The sequence below is a fragment of the Lentzea sp. NBRC 105346 genome (assembly GCF_030269605.1).
Classification (GTDB): domain Bacteria; phylum Actinomycetota; class Actinomycetes; order Mycobacteriales; family Pseudonocardiaceae; genus Lentzea.
On sequence record NZ_BSTQ01000002.1, the window covers coordinates 151,406 to 173,743 of the forward strand.

At 69.5% G+C, this 22,338-nt stretch carries 23 protein-coding genes; 14 read left to right on the forward strand and 9 right to left on the reverse strand.

What is annotated here, in order from left to right:
- Nucleotides 1-144 precede the first annotated feature (144 nt).
- The 5 genes from QSK35_RS04985 (at nt 145) to QSK35_RS05005 (ending at nt 4,739) form a co-directional block, all read left to right on the forward strand.
- A complete protein-coding gene (locus tag QSK35_RS04985; RefSeq protein ID WP_285742758.1) occupies nt 145-975 on the forward strand; it encodes a metallophosphoesterase family protein in 831 nt (276 codons plus the stop codon).
- The gene (locus tag QSK35_RS04990; RefSeq protein WP_285742760.1) at nt 975-1,610 is read left to right on the forward strand and encodes a 4'-phosphopantetheinyl transferase family protein; all 636 of its coding nucleotides are present in this window, start codon (nt 975-977) and stop codon (nt 1,608-1,610) included. The genes QSK35_RS04985 and QSK35_RS04990 overlap by 1 nt, the downstream gene beginning before the upstream one ends.
- Before the next feature lie 78 nt (nt 1,611-1,688).
- Entirely contained in the window at nt 1,689-2,252 is a 564-nt protein-coding gene (locus QSK35_RS04995) for a helix-turn-helix domain-containing protein (protein ID WP_285742762.1), read from the forward strand.
- Entirely contained in the window at nt 2,239-3,123 is an 885-nt protein-coding gene (locus QSK35_RS05000; RefSeq protein ID WP_285742763.1) for an SRPBCC family protein, read from the forward strand. Before QSK35_RS04995 ends, QSK35_RS05000 begins: the two co-directional genes overlap by 14 nt.
- A 140-nt stretch (nt 3,124-3,263) precedes the next feature.
- Nucleotides 3,264-4,739: a glutamate-cysteine ligase family protein gene (locus QSK35_RS05005; protein WP_285742765.1), complete on the forward strand. Its 1,476-nt coding sequence runs from the start codon at nt 3,264-3,266 to the stop codon at nt 4,737-4,739.
- Between the two features lie 54 nt (nt 4,740-4,793).
- On the opposite strand, the gene QSK35_RS05010 is transcribed toward QSK35_RS05005, so the two are convergent.
- Nucleotides 4,794-6,479 carry a cellulase family glycosylhydrolase gene (locus QSK35_RS05010; protein WP_285742766.1) on the reverse strand — a complete coding sequence of 562 codons (1,686 nt, stop codon included), beginning with the start codon at nt 6,477-6,479 and terminating at the stop codon, nt 4,794-4,796.
- A gap of 196 nt (nt 6,480-6,675) precedes the next feature.
- Between QSK35_RS05010 and QSK35_RS05015 the strand changes: the two genes are divergently transcribed.
- Together QSK35_RS05015 and QSK35_RS05020 are read left to right on the forward strand one after the other, a co-directional pair.
- The gene (locus tag QSK35_RS05015; protein ID WP_285742767.1) at nt 6,676-7,689 is read left to right on the forward strand and encodes a DUF4037 domain-containing protein; all 1,014 of its coding nucleotides are present in this window, start codon (nt 6,676-6,678) and stop codon (nt 7,687-7,689) included.
- On the forward strand, nt 7,686-8,294 hold the full coding sequence (locus QSK35_RS05020; protein ID WP_285742769.1) for an NAD-dependent protein deacetylase of SIR2 family: 609 nt from the start codon (nt 7,686-7,688) through the stop codon (nt 8,292-8,294). Before QSK35_RS05015 ends, QSK35_RS05020 begins: the two co-directional genes overlap by 4 nt.
- A 26-nt stretch (nt 8,295-8,320) precedes the next feature.
- Here QSK35_RS05020 and QSK35_RS05025 read toward each other — a convergent pair whose 3' ends face one another.
- A complete protein-coding gene (locus QSK35_RS05025) occupies nt 8,321-8,731 on the reverse strand; it encodes a type III secretion system chaperone family protein (protein WP_285742771.1) in 411 nt (136 codons plus the stop codon).
- 10 nt (nt 8,732-8,741) lie between these two features.
- The gene (locus QSK35_RS05030) at nt 8,742-9,281 is read right to left on the reverse strand and encodes a TetR/AcrR family transcriptional regulator (protein WP_285742774.1); all 540 of its coding nucleotides are present in this window, start codon (nt 9,279-9,281) and stop codon (nt 8,742-8,744) included.
- 47 nt (nt 9,282-9,328) lie between these two features.
- On the opposite strand from QSK35_RS05030, the gene QSK35_RS05035 reads away from it, so the two are divergent.
- Nucleotides 9,329-10,924, forward strand: a complete 1,596-nt coding sequence (locus tag QSK35_RS05035; RefSeq protein WP_285742775.1) for an AMP-dependent synthetase/ligase — start codon at nt 9,329-9,331, stop codon at nt 10,922-10,924.
- On the opposite strand, the gene QSK35_RS05040 is transcribed toward QSK35_RS05035, so the two are convergent.
- The gene (locus QSK35_RS05040) at nt 10,863-11,534 is read right to left on the reverse strand and encodes a DUF998 domain-containing protein (protein ID WP_285742776.1); all 672 of its coding nucleotides are present in this window, start codon (nt 11,532-11,534) and stop codon (nt 10,863-10,865) included. The two genes, QSK35_RS05035 and QSK35_RS05040, sit on opposite strands and share 62 nt — an antisense overlap.
- A 56-nt stretch (nt 11,535-11,590) precedes the next feature.
- Nucleotides 11,591-12,316 carry a dienelactone hydrolase family protein gene (locus QSK35_RS05045; protein WP_285742778.1) on the reverse strand — a complete coding sequence of 242 codons (726 nt, stop codon included), beginning with the start codon at nt 12,314-12,316 and terminating at the stop codon, nt 11,591-11,593.
- A 178-nt stretch (nt 12,317-12,494) separates the two neighbouring features.
- On the opposite strand from QSK35_RS05045, the gene QSK35_RS05050 reads away from it, so the two are divergent.
- The 3 genes from QSK35_RS05050 to QSK35_RS05060 are packed head-to-tail and all read left to right on the forward strand — an operon-like array spanning nt 12,495 to nt 14,304.
- Entirely contained in the window at nt 12,495-12,986 is a 492-nt protein-coding gene (locus tag QSK35_RS05050) for a hypothetical protein (RefSeq protein WP_285742780.1), read from the forward strand.
- The gene (locus QSK35_RS05055; protein WP_285742782.1) at nt 12,983-13,480 is read left to right on the forward strand and encodes a GNAT family N-acetyltransferase; all 498 of its coding nucleotides are present in this window, start codon (nt 12,983-12,985) and stop codon (nt 13,478-13,480) included. Before QSK35_RS05050 ends, QSK35_RS05055 begins: the two co-directional genes overlap by 4 nt.
- Entirely contained in the window at nt 13,477-14,304 is an 828-nt protein-coding gene (locus tag QSK35_RS05060) for an alpha/beta hydrolase family protein (RefSeq protein ID WP_285742783.1), read from the forward strand. The genes QSK35_RS05055 and QSK35_RS05060 overlap by 4 nt, the downstream gene beginning before the upstream one ends.
- Here the strand turns inward: QSK35_RS05060 and QSK35_RS05065 are convergent.
- The 3 genes from QSK35_RS05065 to QSK35_RS05075 all read right to left on the reverse strand — a co-directional run bounded on the left by QSK35_RS05065 (nt 14,295) and on the right by QSK35_RS05075 (nt 18,185).
- On the reverse strand, nt 14,295-15,029 hold the full coding sequence (locus tag QSK35_RS05065) for a glycoside hydrolase family 16 protein (protein WP_285742784.1): 735 nt from the start codon (nt 15,027-15,029) through the stop codon (nt 14,295-14,297). The two genes, QSK35_RS05060 and QSK35_RS05065, sit on opposite strands and share 10 nt — an antisense overlap.
- A complete protein-coding gene (locus tag QSK35_RS05070; protein WP_285742785.1) occupies nt 15,026-15,418 on the reverse strand; it encodes an NUDIX hydrolase in 393 nt (130 codons plus the stop codon). Before QSK35_RS05070 ends, QSK35_RS05065 begins: the two co-directional genes overlap by 4 nt.
- Nucleotides 15,419-15,593: 175 nt before the next feature.
- Nucleotides 15,594-18,185, reverse strand: a complete 2,592-nt coding sequence (locus tag QSK35_RS05075) for a CHAT domain-containing protein (RefSeq protein WP_285742787.1) — start codon at nt 18,183-18,185, stop codon at nt 15,594-15,596.
- Nucleotides 18,186-18,292: 107 nt separating this feature from the next.
- Between QSK35_RS05075 and QSK35_RS05080 the strand changes: the two genes are divergently transcribed.
- A complete protein-coding gene (locus QSK35_RS05080) occupies nt 18,293-19,450 on the forward strand; it encodes a S8 family peptidase (protein WP_285742788.1) in 1,158 nt (385 codons plus the stop codon).
- A gap of 6 nt (nt 19,451-19,456) precedes the next feature.
- Here QSK35_RS05080 and idi read toward each other — a convergent pair whose 3' ends face one another.
- On the reverse strand, nt 19,457-20,029 hold the full coding sequence (idi, locus tag QSK35_RS05085; RefSeq protein ID WP_285743587.1) for an isopentenyl-diphosphate Delta-isomerase: 573 nt from the start codon (nt 20,027-20,029) through the stop codon (nt 19,457-19,459).
- A 139-nt stretch (nt 20,030-20,168) separates the two neighbouring features.
- Between idi and QSK35_RS05090 the strand changes: the two genes are divergently transcribed.
- Nucleotides 20,169-21,680 carry a sensor histidine kinase gene (locus QSK35_RS05090; protein WP_285742790.1) on the forward strand — a complete coding sequence of 504 codons (1,512 nt, stop codon included), beginning with the start codon at nt 20,169-20,171 and terminating at the stop codon, nt 21,678-21,680.
- Nucleotides 21,671-22,315 carry a LuxR C-terminal-related transcriptional regulator gene (locus tag QSK35_RS05095; RefSeq protein ID WP_285742792.1) on the forward strand — a complete coding sequence of 215 codons (645 nt, stop codon included), beginning with the start codon at nt 21,671-21,673 and terminating at the stop codon, nt 22,313-22,315. Before QSK35_RS05090 ends, QSK35_RS05095 begins: the two co-directional genes overlap by 10 nt.
- Nucleotides 22,316-22,338: the final 23 nt, after the last annotated feature.

The window sequence follows — 22,338 nt, forward strand, 5'->3', positions numbered from 1 at the left end:
AACAGGTAAGTAGGTAGGCCATCCCCGGCGACGAGCGGGGCGGGTATCGCGGCACGTGGTAAGACGTACTGAGACGAGCGGACGCGCACCTGCGACGAACGGATAGACGGTCGTTTCCCGTCAAACGCCACTGGTCGGTGAGATATGGTCCGAAGCGTGAAGCTCTTGGCCACCAGCGACCTCCACGTCTCCTACCAGGACAACCGTCATGTTGTGGAGACGATGCGTCCGTCGTCCGACGACGACTGGCTGATCATCGCTGGCGACATCGGCGAACGGTTCACCGACATCGAGTGGACCCTCACGACGCTGCAGAAGCATTTCGCGAAGCTGGTCTGGTCGCCGGGCAACCACGAGCTGTGGACCACGAAGGACGACGCGGTCCAGTCGCGCGGCGAGGTTCGCTACAAGCAACTCGTCGAGCTGTGCCGCGGCCTGGGCGTCGTCACGCCGGAGGATCCGTACGAGGTCTTCGACGGCGAGGGCGGGCCGGTCACCGTGTGCCCGCTGTTCATCGGCTACGACTACACGTGGCGCCCGAAGGGCACGCACGACACGACGAGCGCGCTGAAGGCCGCCCACGACGCGGGCGTGGTGTGCACGGACGAGTACTTCCTGCACCACGAGCCGTACGCCTCACGCGCCGAGTGGTGCGCCGCACGCGTCGAGGAGACCGCGCAACGACTGTCCGCGGTCGAGGGACCGACGGTGCTGATCAACCACTACCCGCTCGTGCGCGACCCCACGTTCGTCCTGCGCTACCCCGAGTTCGCGCTGTGGTGCGGAACGGATGCGACCGCCGACTGGCACCTGCGGTTCAACTGCAGGGAGATGGTCTACGGGCACCTGCACATTCCGCGCACCACCTGGTACGACGGCGTACGGTTCGACGAGGTCTCGCTGGGCTACCCGCGCGAGTGGCAGCCGCGCGGCGACCGGCAGGTCCTTCTCCACGACGTGCTGCGGGAGTCCTAGTGCTGAAGGAGTTGCTGCCGCCGCCGATCGCGGCGGTGGAGCGGTTCGACGACGCCGAGATCACCCTCTTCCCCGAGGAGGAGGCCGTGCTGGGCAAGGCCGTCGAGAAGCGCCGCCGCGAGTTCAGCACCGCTCGCTGGTGCGCGCGCGAGGCGTTGAACGTCCTGGGCCTCCCGCCGTCGCCGATCCTGCCCGGTCCCAAGCGTGAGCCGCTGTGGCCGACCGGCATCGTCGGCGCCATCACGCACTGCACCGGGTATCGGGCCGTCGCACTGGCCCGCGGCACGGACTTCGCGACGATCGGCATCGACGCCGAGCCGCACGCGCCCGCGCCGGACGGCGTGCTGAAGGCGATCGCCGTGCAGACCGAGCTCGACCGGATGCCGAAGCTCGAGGCCATCGATCCCACCGTGTGCTGGGACCGGTTGCTGTTCAGCGCCAAGGAGTCCGTCTACAAGGCGTGGTACCCGGTGGCGAAGCGCTGGCTCGGGTTCGAGGACGCCGACATCACGCTCGACCCCGGCGGCACGTTCGAGGCGCGCATCCTGCTGCCCGACGCACCCGTGAGCGGGTACAGCGGCCGGTGGATCGTTCGCGACGGCATCCTGCTGACCGCTATCGCCGTGCCGGCCTGACCTGAGTCCCAACACCCTCAGGTCGCTCGCCGCAGCCCATTGACAAAAAGTTTTTTGACGTAAAGACTGGTTTTCGCCATGAGAGATGTCGTCTACCTCGATCAGATCGAGCAGGCCGAGGCCCTGCTCAAGCCGCAGCGGATCGAAGTGCTGCGGCACCTCGCCGAGCCCCGGTCGTGCACCGAGGTGGCGGTGGAGCTCGACCAGACCCCGCAGCGGGTCTACTACCACGTGAAACGCCTGCTCGAGGCCGGTCTCGTCCGGCTGGTGGCCGAGCGCCGGGTGCGCGGGATCAACGAGGGCATCTACCAGGCGGCCGGCCGGTCGTACTGGCTGTCCCCGAGCCTCGTGGGCCGGATCGGGCTGCGGCAGACCCGCGACCAGCTCAGCCTGGGCTACCTGGTCGACCTGATGGAGGACGTGCAGGCGGACGTCGCCGCGCTCGACCTCACCCGGCCGGACCTGCCGTCGATCGGCGTGTCCGGCGAGATCCGGGTGCGCCCGGAGCAACGCAAGGCGTTCCTCGACGAGTTGCAGCAGTCGTTGCAGGACCTGTTCACCCGCTACGGCGGCGCCGAAGGCGACGCGTTCCGCCTGGCCGTCGCCTGCTATCCCAAGGGAGATCCCGATGACCGAACCTGACATGCGTCTGACCGCCGTCGTCGCGGCGCCGCTGAAGCTCACGTACGAGGCGCTGACCGATCCGGCCGCGCTGCGCGTCTGGCTGGCCGAGCACGCCGAGGTCGACCTGCCCGGCAAGTACGAGTTCTGGGGCCGCTTCACACCGGACGGTGCCGAGCCGCACCAGCGCGTGCTGCACGTGGACGACCACACCATCCGGTTCGGCTGGACCGTGGAGGGCGTGGAGGCCACGGTGGAGTTCGCGTTGGCCGAGGACGAGGAAGGCACGCTGGTCACGCTGAGCCACAGCGACCTGCCCAGCTTCGAGGACATCATTCACGACCGGGCCGGTGCCCGTGGCGCGCTGCAGACGTTCTGGTCGCTGGCGATCGCCAACCTGGCCGACTATGTGGCCGGGCGCGAGCTGACCCCGATGGTCGACTTCACGTCGAGGGAACTGAGCACGTCGGTCGTCATCGACGCGGCACCGGAGCAGGTGTTCGACTCGATGATCCAGCCGGAGGTGTTCGAGAAGTGGTTTGGTGCCAAGGTGGACATCGAGCCCTATCTGGGCGGCCGCTTCGCGATGGGCGGGTTCGAGGTGGACCCCGGCGGGGCCAAGTTCGTCGAGTTCGAACCGGGCCGCAAGGCGGCGCTGCGGTTCGTCGACAACGAGACCACCACCTGGGAGCTGGAAGGCTCGGAGGGCAAGACCCGGCTCACCCTGGTGCACAGCGGGTTCGACCCCGACAACCCGCCTTATGCCGCGTGGGGCGGCTGGCTGAGCGGCGTCGCCGGGCTGCGGCGCTACCACGAGCTGCCGGGCACGCGTCAGATCTGGCGCCAGGTCGACGTCGCCGGCATTCCCGAGGGCATCCTGGTGACCGACTGACGAGATCGCGCTGACGAGATCGCGCCCCGGAACCCGTTCCGGGGCGCTCCCGCGCCGTTTTGAGGACTGCACACGGCTGTCGGATTGATCAACCATGGTGCACAGTGGTGGGGTGAAGCCTCGACCGCGAGGAGGCAGCCATGGGTGAGGACGTCGCCAAGCACGAGTTCACCCGAGAGGACCGGACGCGGTATCGCACGAAGGTGCGCCGATGCCTCGACGTGTTCGCCCGGATGCTGCGCGACTCCCGGTTCGAGTTCGAACGGCCGATGACTGGCCTGGAGATCGAGCTCAACCTCATCGACGAGCACGGCGACCCGGCCATGAAGAACCACGAGGCCCTCGAGGTCATCGACGACCCGGACTTCGTCACCGAGCTCGGCCAGTGGAACCTCGAGATCAACGTGGCGCCGCGCCGGCTCGCCGGCGGCGGCATCACGGCGTTCGAGGAGACCGTGCGGCGCAGCCTCAACGACGCCGAGAAGAAGGCCCGCGGGGTCGGCGCGCACATGGTGGTCAACGGGATCCTGCCGACGCTGCGGGCCAGGCACCTCAACCCGGAGCAGCTGTCCAGCAACCCGCGGTACGCGTTGCTCAACGAGCAGGTGCTGGCGCAGCGGGGCGAGGACCTGCAGATCGCGATCGACGGCGTGGAACGGCTGCACCTCACCGCGAACTCGATCGTGCCCGAGGCCGCGTGCACCAGCACCCAGTTCCACCTTCAGGTCAGCCCCGAGCAGTTCCCCGCCTACTGGAATGCGGCGCAGGCCATCGCGGGCGTGCAGGTGGCGCTCGGCGCGAACTCGCCGTTCTTCCTCGGCAAGGAGCTGTGGCGCGAGACGCGCATCGCGTTGTTCCAGCAGGCCACGGACACGCGTGGCGACGAGCTGAAGGCGCAGGGCGTCCGCCCGCGCGTGTGGTTCGGCGAACGGTGGATCAACTCGATCTTCGACCTGTTCGAGGAGAACGTCCGGTACTTCCCCGCGCTGCTGCCGATCTGCGAGGACGAGGATCCGGTCGACGTGCTCGACCGCGGCGACGTGCCGAAGCTGTCCGAGCTGCGGCTGCACAACGGCACGATCTACCGGTGGAACCGGCCAGTGTACGACGTGGTTCGCGACAAGCCGCACCTGCGCGTCGAGAACCGCACGCTGCCGGCGGGCCCGACCGTTGTGGACACCCTGGCGAACGGCGCGCTCTACTTCGGACTCGTCCGCGCGCTCGCCGAGGACGAGCGTCCACTGTGGTCACAGATGAGCTTCAGCGCCGCCGAGGAGAACTTCTACGCGGGCGCCCGCAACGGCATGGACGCGCAGATGTACTGGCCGGGCGTCGGCACCGTCCCGGTCGTCGAACTCGTGCTGCGCAGGCTTCTTCCGTTGGCACACGAGGGACTGATCCGGTGGGGTGTGGACAGCACGGAACGGGACCGGCTCCTCGGCGTGATCGAGCAGCGCGCCCTCGCGGGTGTCAACGGGGCGACGTGGCAGGCCCGTGAGTTCCACAAGCTTTACGACCACAGCCACCTCGACCGGGCCGACGCGTTGCGCACGATGCTGCGCACCTACGTGGAACTCATGCACGCCAACGAACCGGTCCACACCTGGCCGCTATGACAGTCGTGAGTGGTTTCCGTCGCTATGGCAACGGAAACCACTCACGACCGGTTGTCAGCTCGTCGGGAAGTCGTCCGGCGTGCGCATGCGGTCGCGCACCCAGACACCGGCGGGCTTCAGCACCGTGGTGCCGGTGAAGTTGCTGCCCGAGCAGGTGCCCGTCTTGAACACCGCGCCGGACCGTTCGTCGTCGGAGAAGTTCCAGTTGGCCCAGCTGATCTTCTTCTGTGCCATCAGGTCGATGTACTTCTGCGACGTGGTGAAGTCGTTGCCGCCGTCACCGGACGAGGTCTGCGTGCCGAACTCGGTCACGAACACCGGCACGGCGTCCGCCACCTGCGACAGCGCGTTGATGTACTCGGTCTTGTGCGACGCGGCGTAGAAGTGGAACGAGTACATGAAGTTCGTCGCGTTGACCTTGTTGTTCAGCACCGACGACACGTCCTGGCCGTCGGAGATGCCGAACGTCGACCAGCCGTGCGTGCCGGACACGATCAGGCTGTCCGCGTCGATCGCGCGGATCACCGGGACCATCTGCTCGGCGTAGGACTTGACCTTCGCCCACGAGACGTTGTTCGGCTCGTTCGCGATGTCGTAGATGATGTTCGTCTTGTCCTTGTGCCGCTGGGCGATCTCGGTGAAGAACGTCTTGGCGCGCGACAGGTTGTAGTTCGGGTCGCCGGGCGTCAGCTGGTGCCAGTCGACGAGCGCGTAGATGCCGCGCTGCGTGGCCTGCTCGATGATGCTGTGCACCAGGTCGGTGAACTTGCGCGGGTTGGTCTCGTAGCCGCCCTCCTGGATGTACATGGAGATGCGGATGAAGTCACCGCCCCAGTCGTTCACCAGCGCGTCGAGCGACGCGGGCTTGATGCACTGCGCGTACCACTGCAGGCCGTGCGTGCTCATGCCGCGCAACTGGATCGGCTTGTTGTACTGGTTGCACAGCTTCACGCCACAGACGTGCAGCTGACCGTTGACCTCGGCCGGTCGCCCGCCGCTGGACGGCGGCGACGTCGTCACGGTCACCGGCGCGGAGGCGTCGGACAGGTTGCCCGCGGCGTCGCGTGCCTGGACGGTGAACGTGTAGGTCGAGCTGGGCTGCAGACCGGTGACGGTCGTCGTCGTCCCGGTCGCGGTCTGACCGCTGGAGAGCACGTAGCCGGTGACGCCGACGTTGTCCGTCGAGGCGTCCCACGCGAGCGTCACGCTGGTCGAGGTCTTCGACGGCGAGCGCAGGTTCTGCGGCTGGCTCGGTTTCTCGGTGTCCGGCGGTCCGGACGGCGGCTCGACGTCGAGGCGGTCGAGGTTCGGCCCGCCGTTCGCGGTGGTCGCGACGGCCTTGACCTTGTTGGTGCCCGCCGCCAGCGGCACCGTGACGGTGCGGGTCTGCCACGTCGTCCACGCGCCCGTGCCGGGGAACGACAGCTCGTCGGACGCGAGCGCGCCCGCGACGAAGATGTCCATCGGCCGGTTCGCCGTGGTGCCGTTGGCGTACCGGAACGTGAGCGTCGCGAGGCCGGACGCCGGCGAGCTGACCGTGAACTCGACGGCGCTGCCGACCATGTTGTTGTAGTTGACGAAGCCGCTGCCGGTGAAGCCGGCGTGGTTCGACTCGACCACGCCCTGCGTGATCACCGTGCCGGTCTCTGCCTGGTACTGCGTCGGAGCGGCGACCGCCGGCGCGGGGAGAGCGAACGCGAGCGCGGCTGCCGGGACTATGGCTAGCAGGGATCTGGCCACAGGGTGCCTCCCACTTTCCGTTCTGGATGAGCAGGTGCGGCGGCGGGTTTCGGTAAAGAAAGTTTCCTATCTGTGCGATGGATCACAGCACTAAAGGGCTAGACCTGTCAACGTTTCGCGAACGTCCCGGCACAAGGCGTGAGCACCTCTCAAATGCGGTCGCGGGACCGGCGCCGGGTCGGGCACCCTGCTCCGCGTGCGACCAGCGTTCATTCCCGGTGTGGAGCTGTCCGGCCGCCTCTACCACGAGGCGGTCCGTCCCCTGCTGTCGCGGCACTTTCCCGGACTGGCCCATACCGCGGCGTTGATCGGTCGTGGCTCCGAGATCCTCGGGTTCGACACCCAGCGCTCCACCGACCACGACTGGGGACCACGCATTCAACTGTTCCTGCACCCCGGCGAACCGTGCGCCGAGGTGTCCCGCATGCTCACGGAACACCTGCCCGCCACGTTCGCCGGCTACCCGATGCTGCCGAACGGAATCGTGGTCACCGAGCTCGGCGCCTGGTTCGAAGGCCACCTCGGTTTCGATCCCCGCACCGAGATCACCACGCTCGACTGGCTGGCGACGCCCACCCAGACGTTCGCCGAGGTCACCGGCGGGGAGGTCTTCCACGACGACCTCGGGCTGCACCGGATTCGGCGGGACCTGTCCTGGTACCCCGACGACGTGTGGCGCTACCTGCTGGCGTGCCAATGGCAACGCGTCTGCGAGGAAGAACCCTTCGTCGGGCGGTGCGGCGACGTCGGCGACGACCTCGGATCGGCGGTGGTCACCGCTCGCCTGGTCCGCGACCTGATGCGGCTGTGCCTGCTGCTGGAGCGGGTCTACCCGCCCTACAGCAAGTGGCTCGGCAGCGCGTTCGCCCGGCTACGGTTCGCGGCACGACTGACCCCGATGCTGACCGCCGCGCTCGCGGCCACCGACTGGCACGACCGCGAGCGGTGCCTGACCGCCGCATACGAAGCCGTTGGGACGCTGCACAACGAGGCCGGACTCACCGAACCGGTCGATCCCGCCACGCGTCCGTTCTTCGACCGGCCTTACCGCGTGCTGGCCGCCGGGCGGTTCTCTCTCGCCCTGATCGCGGCCATCGACGACCCGGCTTTGCGCGACCTGCCGTTGACCGGCGCCATCGACCAGTTCGTCGACAACACCGTTGCCCTCGAGAGTCGCACGTTCAGCCGAGCGCTCTTCGGCCTGCGATGATCGAGATCGCGTGCGACGAGTCCGGCTCCGAGGGCACCAACCTCGTCGGCGGGGTCACGGACGTCTTCGCCCACGCGAGCGTCGGGATATCCCGGTCGGTCGCCGAGGACTGCGTGCGGCGGATCCGCGACTGGATCCGCTCCCCCGCCGTCGAGTACAAGGCGAACCACCTGTTGCGGGAGAAGAACCGCGCGGTGCTCGAATGGTTCCTCGGCCCGCGCAGTCCCATCCACGGCAACGCTTTCGTGCACCTGGTGGACAAGGCGCTGTTCCTCGAACGGCACGGCGCCTCGGATCCCTTGTACCCGGCCATTCTCCGGGCGGTCGAGCTGTGGCCCGGTCAGGTGTCGATCATCCACGACCGGCAGCGTGCGCTCACCGACGAACGCATCGCCGCGTTGCGTTCGCGGTCACCGCGGCTGGCAGGCATCACGCTCGTCGCCGCGCGGGCCGACGCCCGCATCCAGGTCGCCGACTTCCTCGCGGGCGTCGCGCGCCGCATCGCTTCCGATGCGTTGAACGGCCGCCCGGATCCCGTACTGACGGAACTACTGCTACCTCACGTGGACAAGAGCTCCATCTGGCACGCGGTCGGGTTCGCCTGACCGGCCAACAGGTCCGAGGTCGTACATCAGTACCCGTCGCCGCCCCAGAACTGTTCCTCGAGCGTGTCCGCGGTGCCGGCGAGCAGGGCCAGCGGCTCGGTGAACTCCTCGATGTCGAGGTTCGCCAGCGGCAGCGAGTGGCGCAGCACCACGTGGTCGCCCATGATCGCGACACCCGCGGCGACGGTGGACTTGCCGACCTCCTCCAGCAGCGCGTGCAGGTTGACCGTGGACGCGAGGCCGCACGGAGAGGCGATCTGCACCCACTCGTGCTGCTTGTCGAGCACCTCGCGGCAGATGAGCACCACCTGGGTGCGCGGGTCGTCGTCCTCCTCCACGTCGCCGAAACCGACGAGAATGCGGATCTCGTCCGGCTCTTCGCTGATGACTTCGTAGGACTGGCGGACGTACTCCGCGAGGTGACCCCAAGTTGCCATGGCAATAACCCTACGGGCGGACGACCGACCACACGGCGTCGATCACGAAAGATCGCGCTTCTCCCAACGGAAAAGCACCCATCAGGGCGCGGCGCACGGTCTCGTGTGCGGGGCCCATCACGACGGGATCCAGGGCCCAGTCCGGCAGTCGGCGCAGGTCGCCCGACTCCATTCGGCTGCCGAACCACGTCAGCACCGGTTCGAACAGGGCGCGCTTCGCCTCGACGTCGGCCGTCGCCGGGGCGGTGTAAAGGAAACGGGCACGCGACGGGTTCGCCACGACCCAGTCGAGGTAGCGGCCCACCAGGTCTCGCACGACGAGAGCGGCCGGCCGGTCGTCGAGTGCGGGTCTCATCGCGGCCACCGCGCTGGCGTAGCTGTCGACGTAGAGCGCGGCGAAGACCCCGGCCCGGCTGCCGAAGTGGTGGTAGATGCTCCCGTTCGACACGCCGGAACGGTCGGTGAGCGCGGTGATCGTGACGGCGTCCAGGCCGCCCGAGTCGACGAGCGCGAGCGCGGCGTCCAGCACAGACTTCCTTGGGTCGGCCATAGGCGCTAGAGTACCGCTCTAGAGCGACGCTCCAGAGGAGACCTGCAATGGCGCAATCGATCCCGGACCTGCTGCGCGAGCGCGTCGGCGTGACACCCGGCGCGGAAGCGATGCGATACCGCGACGGCGACGGCTGGACCAGCCTGTCGTGGGCGCGGCTGCAGGACCGGGTGCGGCGCCAGGCGTTCGGCCTCAAGGAGCTCGGTCTCAAGCCCGGCGACCGGGTGGCGCTCATGGGCGCCACCAGCATCGACTGGGTGATCACCGACCTCGCGGTGCTCGCGGCGGGCGGCGCCACGACGACGATCTACCCGAACAGCACGCCGGGCGAGGTCGCGCACATCCTCACCGACTCGGGCAGCACGATCGCCGTCGTCGACACCGACGAGCAGGCTGCCATGGCCGACGTCGAGCACGTGCTCAAGTTCGGCGCCGTGCCCGAAGCCGACGGCGACTACGACGCGTTGATCTCCGCGATCGGCCCCCAGGACCTCGCCACGCTGATCTACACCTCCGGCACTACGGGCACGCCGAAGGGCGTCGAGCTGACGCACGACAACTGGTTGCGCACCTCGGAGGCCGTGGCGTCGCTGGGCATCCTGCGCCCCGACGACCTGCACTTCCTGTGGCTGCCGCTGTCGCACGCGTTCGGCAAGGTGCTGACGATGGCGATGATCGCGGCGGGCGTGCCGACCGCGGTCGACGGTTCGGTGGACCGGATCGTCGACAACCTCGGCGAGCTCAAGCCCACCATCGTGGCCGCCGCGCCGCGCATCTTCGAGAAGATCCACGGCCGCATCGTGGCCGGCGCGCGGGCCAAGGGCGGTCTCGCGCTGAAGATCTTCGAGTGGGCCGACCGCGATCATCCACAGTGGACGCACTGGCTGGCCGATCGCCTGGTGTACTCCAAGCTGCGCGAGCGGGTCGGCGGCCGGATCCGGTATTTCGTGTCCGGCTCGGCGCCGCTGTCGGAGGAGATCGGCCGCTTCTTCGAACGGGCGGGCATCACGATCCTCGAGGGCTACGGCCTGACCGAGTCGTCGGCGGCGACGTTCCTCAACCGGCCGGGCGACCACGCGTTCGGCACGGTCGGCCCGCCCATCCCGGGCATGGAGGTCCGCATCGCCAAAGACGGCGAGGTGCTGGTGGCGGGCCCCGGCGTGATGCGCGGCTACCACAACCGGGCCGCCGACACGTCCGCCACGCTCATCGACGGCTGGCTGCACACCGGGGACATCGGCGAACTGGACGAAGCGGGCCGGCTGCGCATCACCGACCGCAAGAAGGAACTGATCAAGACCTCCGGCGGCAAGTACGTGGCGCCGACGCCCATCGAGTCGAAGCTGAAGGCGGCGTCGCCGTACATCAGCAACGTGCTGGTGCACGGCGACCGCCGCCAGTACTGCGTGGCGCTGGTGACCATGGACCCCGACACCGTCGCGTCCGACCTGGACATCGACCAGGAGGTCCAGCGCGCGGTGGCCGCCGTCAACTCCGACCTCCCCCGCCACGCGACGATCAAGAAGTTCGCGGTGATCCCGTGGGACTTCAGCGTCGAGGACGGCCTGCTGACCGCGAGCCTCAAGCCACGGCGGCGGGAGATCGAGAAGCGCTACGCGGACGTGCTGGACTCGCTGTACTAGCCAGCGCCCACACCCCGAGGATGAGCAGGGCCGCCACCTCGGTGGCCACGAGCAACCTTTCCGTGTAGCCCAACGGGAACACGCGCCACCAGGCCGTGCCCACGGCGACGTTCACGCCGACCGCGTACAGGATCGGCGCGAACGCCAGTACGGACAGCACGCCCGCCCCGAGCGTCCACCGGGCGTGTGAGGCCCAGCGCGCGTGCCGCAACCACGGCCGGGCCAGCAGGACCAGCGCCACCGGCAGGCTCACGAACGCCAGCAGGCTCGCGAACCGGTGGATGCTGCCGCTCATGCTGGGCCCGACCGCCCAGTTGTGCTTCGGGAACGCCACGACGAGGGCCAGCCCCACCGCCCACAGTTGCAGAAAAATCGCCCCACCCGACCGCCAGCTGGTAAGCCCTCTATGCACCAGCACGCCGAGGATCGCCAGCGAGCCCGCGGCCAGCAACAGCACCGCGCTGTCGAACACCCAGCGGTACGGGCCGAGCGCGTAGACGCTGATCGTGCGACTCACGGCGCCGACCGTCAGGTCGAGCGCGCCGATCATCGCCACGGTCACGAGCACGGCCAGCGATCCGCCGGCGGCGGTCAGTCGGGGTAGCAGCACGCCCGACCAACGGATGGGCGTTTCGCCCGGTTCCGGGCTTCAGCGAACCGACAGGCTCACCTCAGGTGCCGGTCGAAGAACCGGTTCCCGTCGTCTCCCTCGAACCACGGGACGCCGGTGTGCCCGCCCATGTTGGCGTGCAGCGTCTTCTCCTTGGAGCCGAAGGCGTCGAACAGGTCGAGGGCCTGCTGCCGGTCGTTGCCCTCGTCGTCCCACTGCAGCAGAACCAGCAGCGGAATGGTGACCTGCCGGGCCTCCTCGACAATGCTGCGGGGCACGAAGCTCCCGGCGAACAGCAGGGCAGCCGAGATGCGCGGCTCGACCACCGCCAGCCGGGTGCCGACGGCGATCACCCCGCCCGAGTACCCGACCGGGCCGCAGATCTCGGGCAGCGCAAGGAGGGCGTCCAGGGCGGCCTGCCATTCCGGGACCGCCTGGTCGACCAGCGGGAGGACGAGCCGGTCGACGATGTCGTCGCCGACCGGTTCGCCTGCCTGCACCGCCCGGCGCAGGTCGGCGCGGGCCTCCTCCGCGGCAGCGGAACGAGGCCGGTCACCGCATCCAGGCAGCTCAATGGTGGCCACGGCGTAGCCCTGCGCGACGGAGTGCCGGGCCCTGGCCGACAGGCGGGGGTACATCTTCTGAAGTCCGCCGGGATGGCCGGCCAGGATCAGCGGGGCCGGTGCGGATGCGGGCGTCCAGAGGATGCCGGGGATGTCGCCGAGGGTGAACTCGCGCTCGAGGACGCCGTCGTCGAAGCGCTGTTCGGAGGTGAATTTCATGGTCGTGCCTTTCGGGAGCTCGTAAAACGGCGCTCCCGGACGACCTATCGCCCGACCGTGACCCCTGAGGGGAGCACCCATGTCGAAACGTTCACGGGTACCACCTCCTCGGTCTCTCGCACGGCTGCCGGCAAGGTAACAGGGGCCTCCGTGGTCCGCCAACGGTTTTAATCATCGCGTGAGGAACCTCTGGATCGTCCACGACGACCCGATGATCACGTGGGTCGCCGAGGGAGCGCACCCCGATGACTTCCGGGAAGCGGCCCAGCGCCACGACCTGAACCGCATGGCGTTCTACGACGCGACGGGCCGGATCGTCGAGCAGGAGATCGACAACCTGGGCGCGCTGCTGCGCGAACTCAGGCCCGAGGACGCGCGGCACGACGACATCCTGATGAAGGACCGGCCACCGCTGGAGATCTCCGCGGGGAAGGACCAGGTCCGGTTCCACGTGTACAGCGATATCTGGTTTCCGCACGTCACGGGCGTCCTGGACGGGTTCACGGACTTCCCGCCCACCCACGACAACCCGCTCGCGAAGTACCACACACCGCGCCTCAACGCGTTCCTCGAAGAGGCGAAGGCGATCACCAAGGGCGCCTGGTACCTGGACGAGGAGATCTACTACATCAGAAAAGAATTGGTCACCGACACGAGAATCATCGTGTGAAGATCCGCGAGTTCACCGAGTCCGACTGGGACCAGACGTGGCCGATCCTGCGCGACGTGATCCGCGCCGGCGACACGTTCACCTACGAACCCGGCATGTCCGAACGGGAAGCGCACGACATCTGGGTCGAGCGCCCGCCGGGCCTGACCGTGGTGGCGACCCGGAACGACCGCGTACAGGGCACGGCCAAGATGGGCCCGAACCGGGCGGGCCCCGGCGCGCACGTCGCGACGGCCAGCTTCATGGTCGCCGCAGACGCGCGCGGCCTGGGTGTGGGAACGAAGCTGTGCGCGTTCGCACTTGATTGGGCGAGAACACAAGGGTTCGCGGGCATGCAGTTCAACGCCGTCGCCGAGTCCAACACCACGGCGACCGCGATCTACCAGAGGCTGGGCTTCGAGATCGTCGGCACGGTGCCCGGAGCGTTCGCGCATCCGCAAAAGGGCCGAACCGGCCTGTACGTCATGTACCGCGCCCTAGAATCGCGATCATGAACGCAGGCTGCCGCGAGTTCGAGATCGACGACATCCGCGGGCACTTCATGTATCCCACCGAATCCGCGGAACGGACCGAGAACTTCGGCCCTTACCAGGTCGACGTCGCGCTCGACGCACCCGTTGCGGGAACGGGGTTCCCGCTGATCGCGATCTCGCACGGCACGGGCGGCACGCACCTGATGCACCGCGAGCTCGCCGCGCACCTGGCGCGCAACGGGTTCGTCGTCGCCATGCCGGACCATCCGGGCAACAACCACCGGGACGACTCGCTCGCCCACACCGTGGAGATCCTGCTCAACCGGCCGCTGCACATCAGCAAGGTCATCGACCACGCACACGAGGCCTTCGGCATCACGACCGTGGGCTTCATCGGCCACTCACTGGGTGGCTACACGGGCCTGGCGCTCGCGGGCGGCAACCCGGTCGCACCACCCGAGCAGGAGGGCGGCGAGCCGAGGCCGTTCGAGGTCCACCACGACGACCGGATCAAGGCCTTCGTGCTGCTCGCACCCGCCGCGCCGTGGTTCCCGGGGGACGCGCTCAAGGACGTCACCGCGCCGATCCTCGTGCGCAGCGCGGAGAAGGACCCGTACACGCCGCCGTGGCACGGCGAGGTCATCGCGAACGGCGCGAGCGGGCCGGTCGAGCACCTCGTGGTGCCCGGCGCGGGCCACTTCTCGTTCCAGGACCCGCTGCCGGCTGAGCTGGTCCGGCTGGACTTCGAGCCGTCAATCGACCCCGAAGGGTTCGACCGCGAGAGCTACCACGAGACGCTGAAGGACGACGTGCTCTCGTTCCTGCGCAAGGAACTTCAGTCGTAGGCACGGATCCAGTCGACGGCGAACTCCTGCGGGTACGTGGCGGGTTCGGCGCCGGGGAACTCGTACATGCCGAGCATGAACTGCATCGGATAATCCGGCGCCTGGTCGACGACCTTGACCTGCTCGCCGTCCACGAAGAACCGCACGTTCCCGGGCCGCCACTCGGCCGCGTAGACGTGGAACTCGCGAGCGTCGATCGGGACGTCGACGACCTCGAACTCGTCGCGGATCCCCGGATCGTTGAACGGATGCAGCCCCATACCGATCCCGGCGCTGTCGCCACGCACGTTCTTGCCGAAGATCTCCGCGACGCAGATCTCGCCGGACCGGTGCGGCTCGTCCTCGTAGCCGATCATCCACAACGCCACCATGAACCTCGGGTGGTCGAGGGCTTTGGCGCGCATCTCGAAGCGGCCGTACGTCGGCGTGAACAGCCGCCGGTTCTCCTGCGCCTCGCGCACGACGAGGTCCTCGCGGAAGTGGCATTGGCCGAGACCGCTGCCCACCGGGCCGGAGAACACGCCGGTCTGCAGCACGGTGGCCTTGATGTCGCCGTCGAACTCCGGGCACCACGGCGCCTGGCCGGCGTCGATGCGCAGCTTCAACCCGTCGCCGACGGTGTACCGGGTGGCGGTGGCCGCCCTCGAGCTCCACTGCGGCAGGTAGTACGGCAGCCAGCGGGCCTCGTCGAGCGTGTCGAACCTGTCCTCGAAGAGCAGGGTCATTCCAGCAGCCCCTTCTCGTGCAGGTGGGCGAAGATGATGCGGTCCACCGGCGAGACGCGGTCGCGGTCGGCGAGTGTCAACCAGGCCAGTTCCTCGATCTCGTTGGCGGCCGCGAGGTTACCGCTGAACGACGCGGTGTAGCACGACATCCGCACGATCGTTCCACTCGCGTGGCCATGCGCCTGCGCCTCGAACACACCGACGGGAACGGCCGACTCGCGATCCACGAGCACGGACAGCTCCTCGGCGATCTCGCGCACGAGAGTGTCCACATCGGACTCCCCCGGCTCGCGTTTGCCGCCGGGCAGATAGAACGTGTCCTTGCCCTTCGACCGGGTGCCCAGCACGCGCTTGTCCCGCAGCAGAATCCACGCCACCTTGTCGATCACGAGGGTCAGCATAGGCCGTGCCTGACGGATGCCGTTCGATGAGAGTCACGGGCGAGCGGTCCGGAGGCGGTGCCGCCGAAGTGGCCTCATACCGGGCGTATTCGGTCGCCTCGGCGGTGCCGCCTCCGGGCCCCTCGGCCGCGACTATCGCGGGCGAGCGTCCGTCAGGCGCGGCCTAGCCCGCGCCGATGCAGACGAACCCCGCCGCGGCGGCCAGGTCGGCGGGGCCGCGCGACGCCACCTGTTGCTGTGCCAGCGCCAACGCCAGCGCGGGCGGTTCGCCGAGCGCGAGCCGCTGGTGCATCGCGATCATCAACGACCGGGTCTCCGCGTCCGGAATGGGCACCACGGAGGCGATGAGCCGGGCGCTGCCGCGTTCGATGAACGTGGCGCCCAGGCCGAGCAGTTCGTCGCCCGCGCAGACGACCGGCCGGCCGATGTCGCACGCGGCGAGCACGACGGTGTGCGGGACTCGGTCCAGGCGTTGGACGTCGTGCACGATCAGCGAGCCGTCGTGCAGGCGCAGCGCGGAGAACAACGGGTTGTCGGCGACCAGTTTGCCGTGGGCGGCGAGGTGCACGGTGGCGGCCGACGACAGGCCGCGCAACACGTCGTCTACAGAGGCGGTGACCGCGGCCGTGGTGCGGTGGATCGCGGCGACGGCGACGGCTTCCTCGTGGGCGCCGGGCAGGCCGGGGCCGCTGGCGACGAAGACGCCGTCCGACGACGGCGCGCGCGTCGCGGCCTCGTGCCAGAGCGTCGCGGACGGGCAGACGGTGACCGCACGGCCCACACAGGACGGCAGGATCGACCACGGCACGCTGTGCAGTACGCCGGTCGGCACCACGACGAGCGGGCGCGCGTCCAGGCCGAGCGGGGCGAGCAGGGCGGCGTCGAGCTGGGCGGCCGTGGCGCGCAACAGGCCTTCGGCGCGGGTGCGCGGTGACCGCGCGAGTTGCAGCAACGCGAACGGCACGCGGTCCAGCAGGCTCGCCACGGCCTGCGCGGGGCCGAGGTTCCACAGGCGCAGCCTGCCGTCGACCGAGGTCAGTGCGCGCAAGTCCGGGCCCACCTGGATGAACTCGACCAGCACGCGGTCGCCCAGCGCGCGGCTCAGGTCCCTCGGCGACACCGGGTCCGGCGGCCGGCCCGGCACGCCGGGCAGCTGCCTGCTGCGGTCGCGGATGCGGCGTTCGAGGTCGACCTGGCGGGAGAACAGCTTGGCGGCCGGCAACCCGTTGGCGCGCGCCCGTTCCAGCTCACCGCTGGTCGCGCGCAGCTGCGGCAGCAACTCGGCCAGCTCCGGGTCGTCGGACGGCCGGGCCGGGCGGTGCAGCAACCGGCTGGCGCGGCCGCGTTCGGCCCACTCGAACACGCCAGCCGGGCGGCCGTCGCGCAACGCGATCCGCAGGCCCAGCTCGACCAGGTCCGCGCGGTGTGCCGCGGAGTACGCGCGGAGGTCGCTCGCGCCGAGCGCGGCGTGGTGCTCGTCGAGGATTCGCAAGCCGATCCGGGCCGCGCTCGCCGCACCTCGGGGGTTGGACTGCTCCCGCAGCAACGCCTCGGCGTACCAGCCGCGGGCGCGCACCGTGGCGGGTCCGCGCCGCCGGGCCACCCGGCTGGCCTCGACGAGGTGTGCGGCGCCGGACCGGCCGCGTTGCTCGGCGAGCCGGGCCGCGTCGAGCCGGGCCTGCAGGACCGCCAGCGGACGGCCGTTCGCCGCCAGCGTCGCCACCAGCTCGTCGACCTGCCGTGCGCTCATCCGGCTGCGCTCGCCCGCGCCCAGTTCGGCGCGCAGCCCCGCGAGCCGGGCGAGCGCCGCCCACCGGTCGCGGCCCTGGCGGGTGAACTGGCGCAGCGCGGCGCCCGACTGCTCGGCCGCGGCCGCCCAGTCGCCGCTGAACAACGCGGTCAGCGCGAGCAGCAGCCGCAGCTCCGGCACCTTCAGCTGACGCCCGCTCGCCTCGAACGCGGCGACCGCGCGTTGCGCCGCGAGCCGGGCCTCGGTCACCAGGCCGACCGACAGCAGCAGTTCCGCCCGGTCCTGCAGGACGGACGCGACCTGCCCGCCGTGCGTCACGATGATCTGCTCGGCGCGTTCGAGGTACTCCAGCGCCACCGGCACGTCGCCGCGCTGGCTCGCCACGAACCCGAGGTTCTGCGCGATGATCCCGACTACCAGGTCGTTGCCCAGCTGCCGGGCGAGCCGGTCGGCCTCCATCAGGTCGCGGGTCGCGGCCTCGAACTCCAGCCGTTCCGCCTGCAGCACACCGCGGTTCAGGATCGCGCGCTGCAGCTCGAGCGGGTCGTTGCCGCGGCGCAGCACGTGCACCGCGGCCTGGTAGTCGACGAGCGACTCGTCGAACCGCCCGACGTGGTACAGGATGACGGCCCGTTGCGACAGTGCGCGCGCCTGGCCGGGCATGGCGTGCACCGCGAAGTCGATCTCCCGCAACGCCGTCCGCGAGCTGCCGCGTTGCACGAGCACGAACGCCAGCTTCATCCGGCTCTCCGCCACGAGCTCGGTGAACCCGGCCCGTTGCGCGAGCCGGATCGCCCGGCGCAGGTGCCGGATCGCGGACGCCACCTCACCCCGTTGCACGAGGGCGCGCGCCCACGCCTGCTCGGCCACGACCTCACCCTCGAAGTCCCGGTCCCCCGAGGCCAGGCGCACCGCCCGCTCGGCAACCGGGATCGCGAGGTCTGGATCGACGTCGGCGAGCCTCATCGCCTCCCGCGCCACCAGCGCGGCGCTGTCCGGCGGCATTCGCCCATGTTCACCCGAAGAGCGCTACTACGCCAAGTAAGTATCTGGCGGCATCCGGGCGACATCTCAGTTAGGCAGCGAACCAAGCTTGCTGGGAGGCAACCGCCATGCCTGACCAACCGCCCCTGAACTACGTACCCGACCAGCTGGTCATCGACAGCACCGAAGAGGCCGTCGTGCTGCCGGAGCTGGACGATCTCCAGATCAAGTACAGCGCCGTGGAGACGATCCCCGAGTTCGATCTGAAGCTGTTGCAGCTCGAATACCGGGCCGATCTCGAGAAGAAGATCGACGCCACCCCCGTCCTCGAACTCGACCCCATCCTCTTCGAACTGCGAAGACGGTTCGAGAACTCCAACCAGATGCCGTTCCTCGCCAAGAACCGCACAATCTCCAGCCGGTTCGGCGCAACTCCCGAGACGCAGTCGCACACCGACTTCGATCCCGCCTTCATCGCTCCTCCGGCCACACCGCTCTTCGCGCCGAGCGGCGGCCGGGGCGTACGGATCGGCGTGCTCGACACCAAGATCGCCAAGCACGACAAACTGCTCGACCACATCGAGACGCGCAGCCCGGACCCTTACCTCCCGTACCTGCCTGCGGATTCCTATGTGCAGTTGTGGGAGGAAGGCCATGCGACGTTCGTCGTCGGGCGCATCCTGGCCGCCGCGCCGGAGGCGACCGTCGTCGTGCGGCATGTGCTCGACCGCAAAGGCGAGGCGCCGGCGTGGGACACGGTCAAGGCACTGGCCGGGTTCCTCGCCGACGACGTCAAGATCCTCGTGCTGGCCATGGGGTGCTACACCGACGACGGGAAGGCACCGAAGATCGTCGCGCGGGCCGTCGAGCGGCTCAAGTCCAAGATGCTCATCGTCGCGGCGGCGGGCAACCACGGCGCCGTCAAAGGCATGAAGAACGGCATCACCAAGGACTCACCGACGTGGCCCGCCGCACTGGACGACGTCACCGCGGTCGGCGCGCACACCCAGACGGGGGCGCTGACGGAGTTCAGTCCGCGCCCGCTCTGGGTCAACTGCACGGCGCTCGGCGAGCACGTGGACAGCACATACCTGACCGGCGATGTCCGGCTACGCGAAGGCGGCGTCGTCACCTTCCAGGGGTACGCGCGCTGGGAGGGCACCTCGTTCTCGGCCGCGACCGTGGCCGGGGCGATCGCCGTGGTGATGGCACGCGACAACGTCGACGCGCACGAGGCGCTGAAGAAGGCGATCGCCGAGAACGGCGCCGTCCACAAGTACCCGTAGCGGCGCCTAACGGGCGGCCGGGGGCAGGTCCTCGGGGCTTGCCACCGGCCACTTGAGGGGGTCCGGGCCGAGCTCCACCAGCTCAGCCACCTGCAGGCGGCACCACGGGGAGATGTCGCGCGACCCGTCCAGCACGGACGAGGCGAACTCGGCCCACGGCATGCGTTCCGTGGAGTCGACCTCGTCCGGGTTGGGTACCGGCAGTGCGTCGGTGACGACGCGGAACACCGGGCACATCTCGTTCTCGACGATCCCGTCGGGCATGACGGCCCGGTAGCGGAACCGCGGCAGCACGAGCTCGGGCACCAGACCGGACATGCCGAGCTCGTCGGAGAGGCGGCGCACGACGGCGGACGTGACGTCCTCGGCGGGCAGCGGGTGACCGCAGCAGGTGTTGGTCCAGATGCCCGGCCACGTCTTCTTGTGCAGCGCGCGGCGGGTCAGCCAGAAGCCGCCCGAGGCGTCGAAGACGTAGCTGGAGAACGCCAGGTGCAGGGGCGTGTCGGCGTGGTGCACCACGGCCTTGTCCTCGACGCCGATCGCGGTGCCGTTCTCGGCCAGCAGGACGACCTGTTCCACAGTCACGGAACGAACGTACCGAGCGACCAGGCCGAACGGCCAATCCCGGTCTCGGTACGACCGTTATGGCCACCTTCGCGGACCTGAGGTCCGCGAAGGTGGCCATAACGGCACTCCCGGTCTCGGTACGGTCGGGATCATGCTGGTGGACGTCCTGCGGATCGGGCTCGGCGTGCTGTTCCTGGTGGCGGGCCTGGTGGGGCGGCGGTTCCAGCCGGGCAACCCGATCGGACTGCTGTTCGTCCTCGCCGGATGCAGCTGGCTGATCGACCGCGTCGTGAGCGACACCTCGTTCTGGTGGCTGCTCCCGCAGAACGTGTGGGCACCGCTGCTCGGGCACCTCGTCGTGGCGTTCCCGACCGGACGGTTGCACACGGTGCCGCGGCTGGTGGTGGTGGGCGCGGCGTACCTGGAGACCGCGGTGCTGGCGGCGGCGCGGGCGTGGGGGAACCGAGCCCTGCTGGACACCGAGTTCGCGATGACCGCGGTCGTCGGGAGCGGGATGCTCGTGCTGCTGGTGCGGCAGTGGATGTGCAGCAGCCCGGCGCAGCGCCGCACGCTGAGCATGATGGTGGGCGCGTCGCTGCTGGCGGTCGGCGTGGTCACGGCGTGGGCGCCCGCGTACCGGGCCGGGATGCAGCCGCCGTACGTCGCGCTGGTGCTGTCGCTCAGCGGCATCCCGCTCGCCTACCTCGTGGGACTGCTGCGAAGGCGGATGGACCGCGGTGCCGTCGCGGACCTCGTCGTGCGGCTCAGCGCCGGGCACCCTCGTGCGAGCGTGCGGGACGCGCTGGCCACCACGCTCCATGATCCTGAGTTGCGCGTCGGGTACTGGCTCGCCGAGCAGCAGCGGTACGTCGACGCCGACGGCAGTCCGATGGCGCCCGAACCGTCGAACGTGCTCACCCAGGTCAACCGCGGTGAACACCGCGTCGCGCTGCTCGCGCACGATCCCGTGCTGCTGGACAACCCGGAGCTGGTCGACGCGGCGTGCGCGGCCGTCGCGCTGGCGCTGGACAACGAACGGCTCACCGCGGAGCTGCGGGCCCGGCTGCGGCAGCTCGCCGAGTCGCGCGACCGGGTGCTCCAGGCCTCGGAGGCCGAACGCCGGCGCATCGAACGGGACCTGCACGACGGTGTGCAGCAACGACTTCTGTCGGTCGCGATGACGCTCGGGCTCGCCGAGGCGACGGCGCCGCACCAGCTGACATCCGAGGCGAAGGCGGCGGTGCTGGCCACGATCGACGAGCTGCGCGCGCTGTGCCACGGCATCCACCCGCCGGTGCTGACCGAACGTGGGCTGCACGGCGCGGTGCGCGAGCTGACCGCCGTCACCGCGGGCGTCGACCTGACGTGGGAGCTGACCGATCCGTTGCCGCCGCAGGTGGAGACGACCGCGTACTACGTCGTCGCCGAGGCGCTCGCGAACGTCGTCAAGCACGCGCACGCCACCCGGACGGTCGTAGCCGTCACGGGCGGGGCCGGCTCGCTGCTGGTGCGGATCGAGGACGATGGACGCGGTGGGGTCGACCCGGAGCGGGGTTCCGGGCTGCGTGGCCTCACCGATCGGGTCGAGGCGAACGGGGGGACCTTGCGGGTGCACAGCTCCAGCCGAGGCACCAGGGTGCACGTGGAACTGCCGTGCGCGTAGCGATCGCCGAGGACTCGATCCTGTTGCGGGAAGGGCTGACGCGGCTGCTCGCCGAGGCCGGGTTCGAGGTGACGGCGGCGGTCGAGGACGCGGCCGGGCTCCTCGACGCCGTCGCGGACGACCCGCCGGACGTCGCACTCCTGGACATCCGGCTGCCGCCGACGCACACCGACGAGGGGCTGCGGGCGGCGATCACGTTGCGCACCGACCATCCCGGCATCGGCGTGCTCGTGCTGTCGCAGTACGTCCGCGTCAGCTACGTCGCGGAGCTGCTGGAGTCCGGCGCGGACGGTGTCGGGTACCTGCTGAAGGACCGCGTGTCGGACCTCGCCGAGTTCGCGGCGGCGATCCGGCGCGTCGGCCGCGGCGGGTCGGCGTTCGACCCGACCGTGATCAGCCAGCTGATCGGCCGGCGCGCGCACAACCAGGGCCAGGACGAGCTGACCGACCGGGAACGCGCGGTGCTCGCGCTGATGGCCGAGGGCCGGTCCAACCAGGCGATCGCGCAGCGGCTGTCCATCGCCGAACGCACGGTCGAGAAGCACTGCACCAACATCTTCGTCAAACTGGACCTGTCGGCGAGCCCGCACGACCACCGGAGGGTGCTCGCCGTGCTGCGTCATCTGAACGAGTAACTTTCGGTGGTGCGGTTATCCGC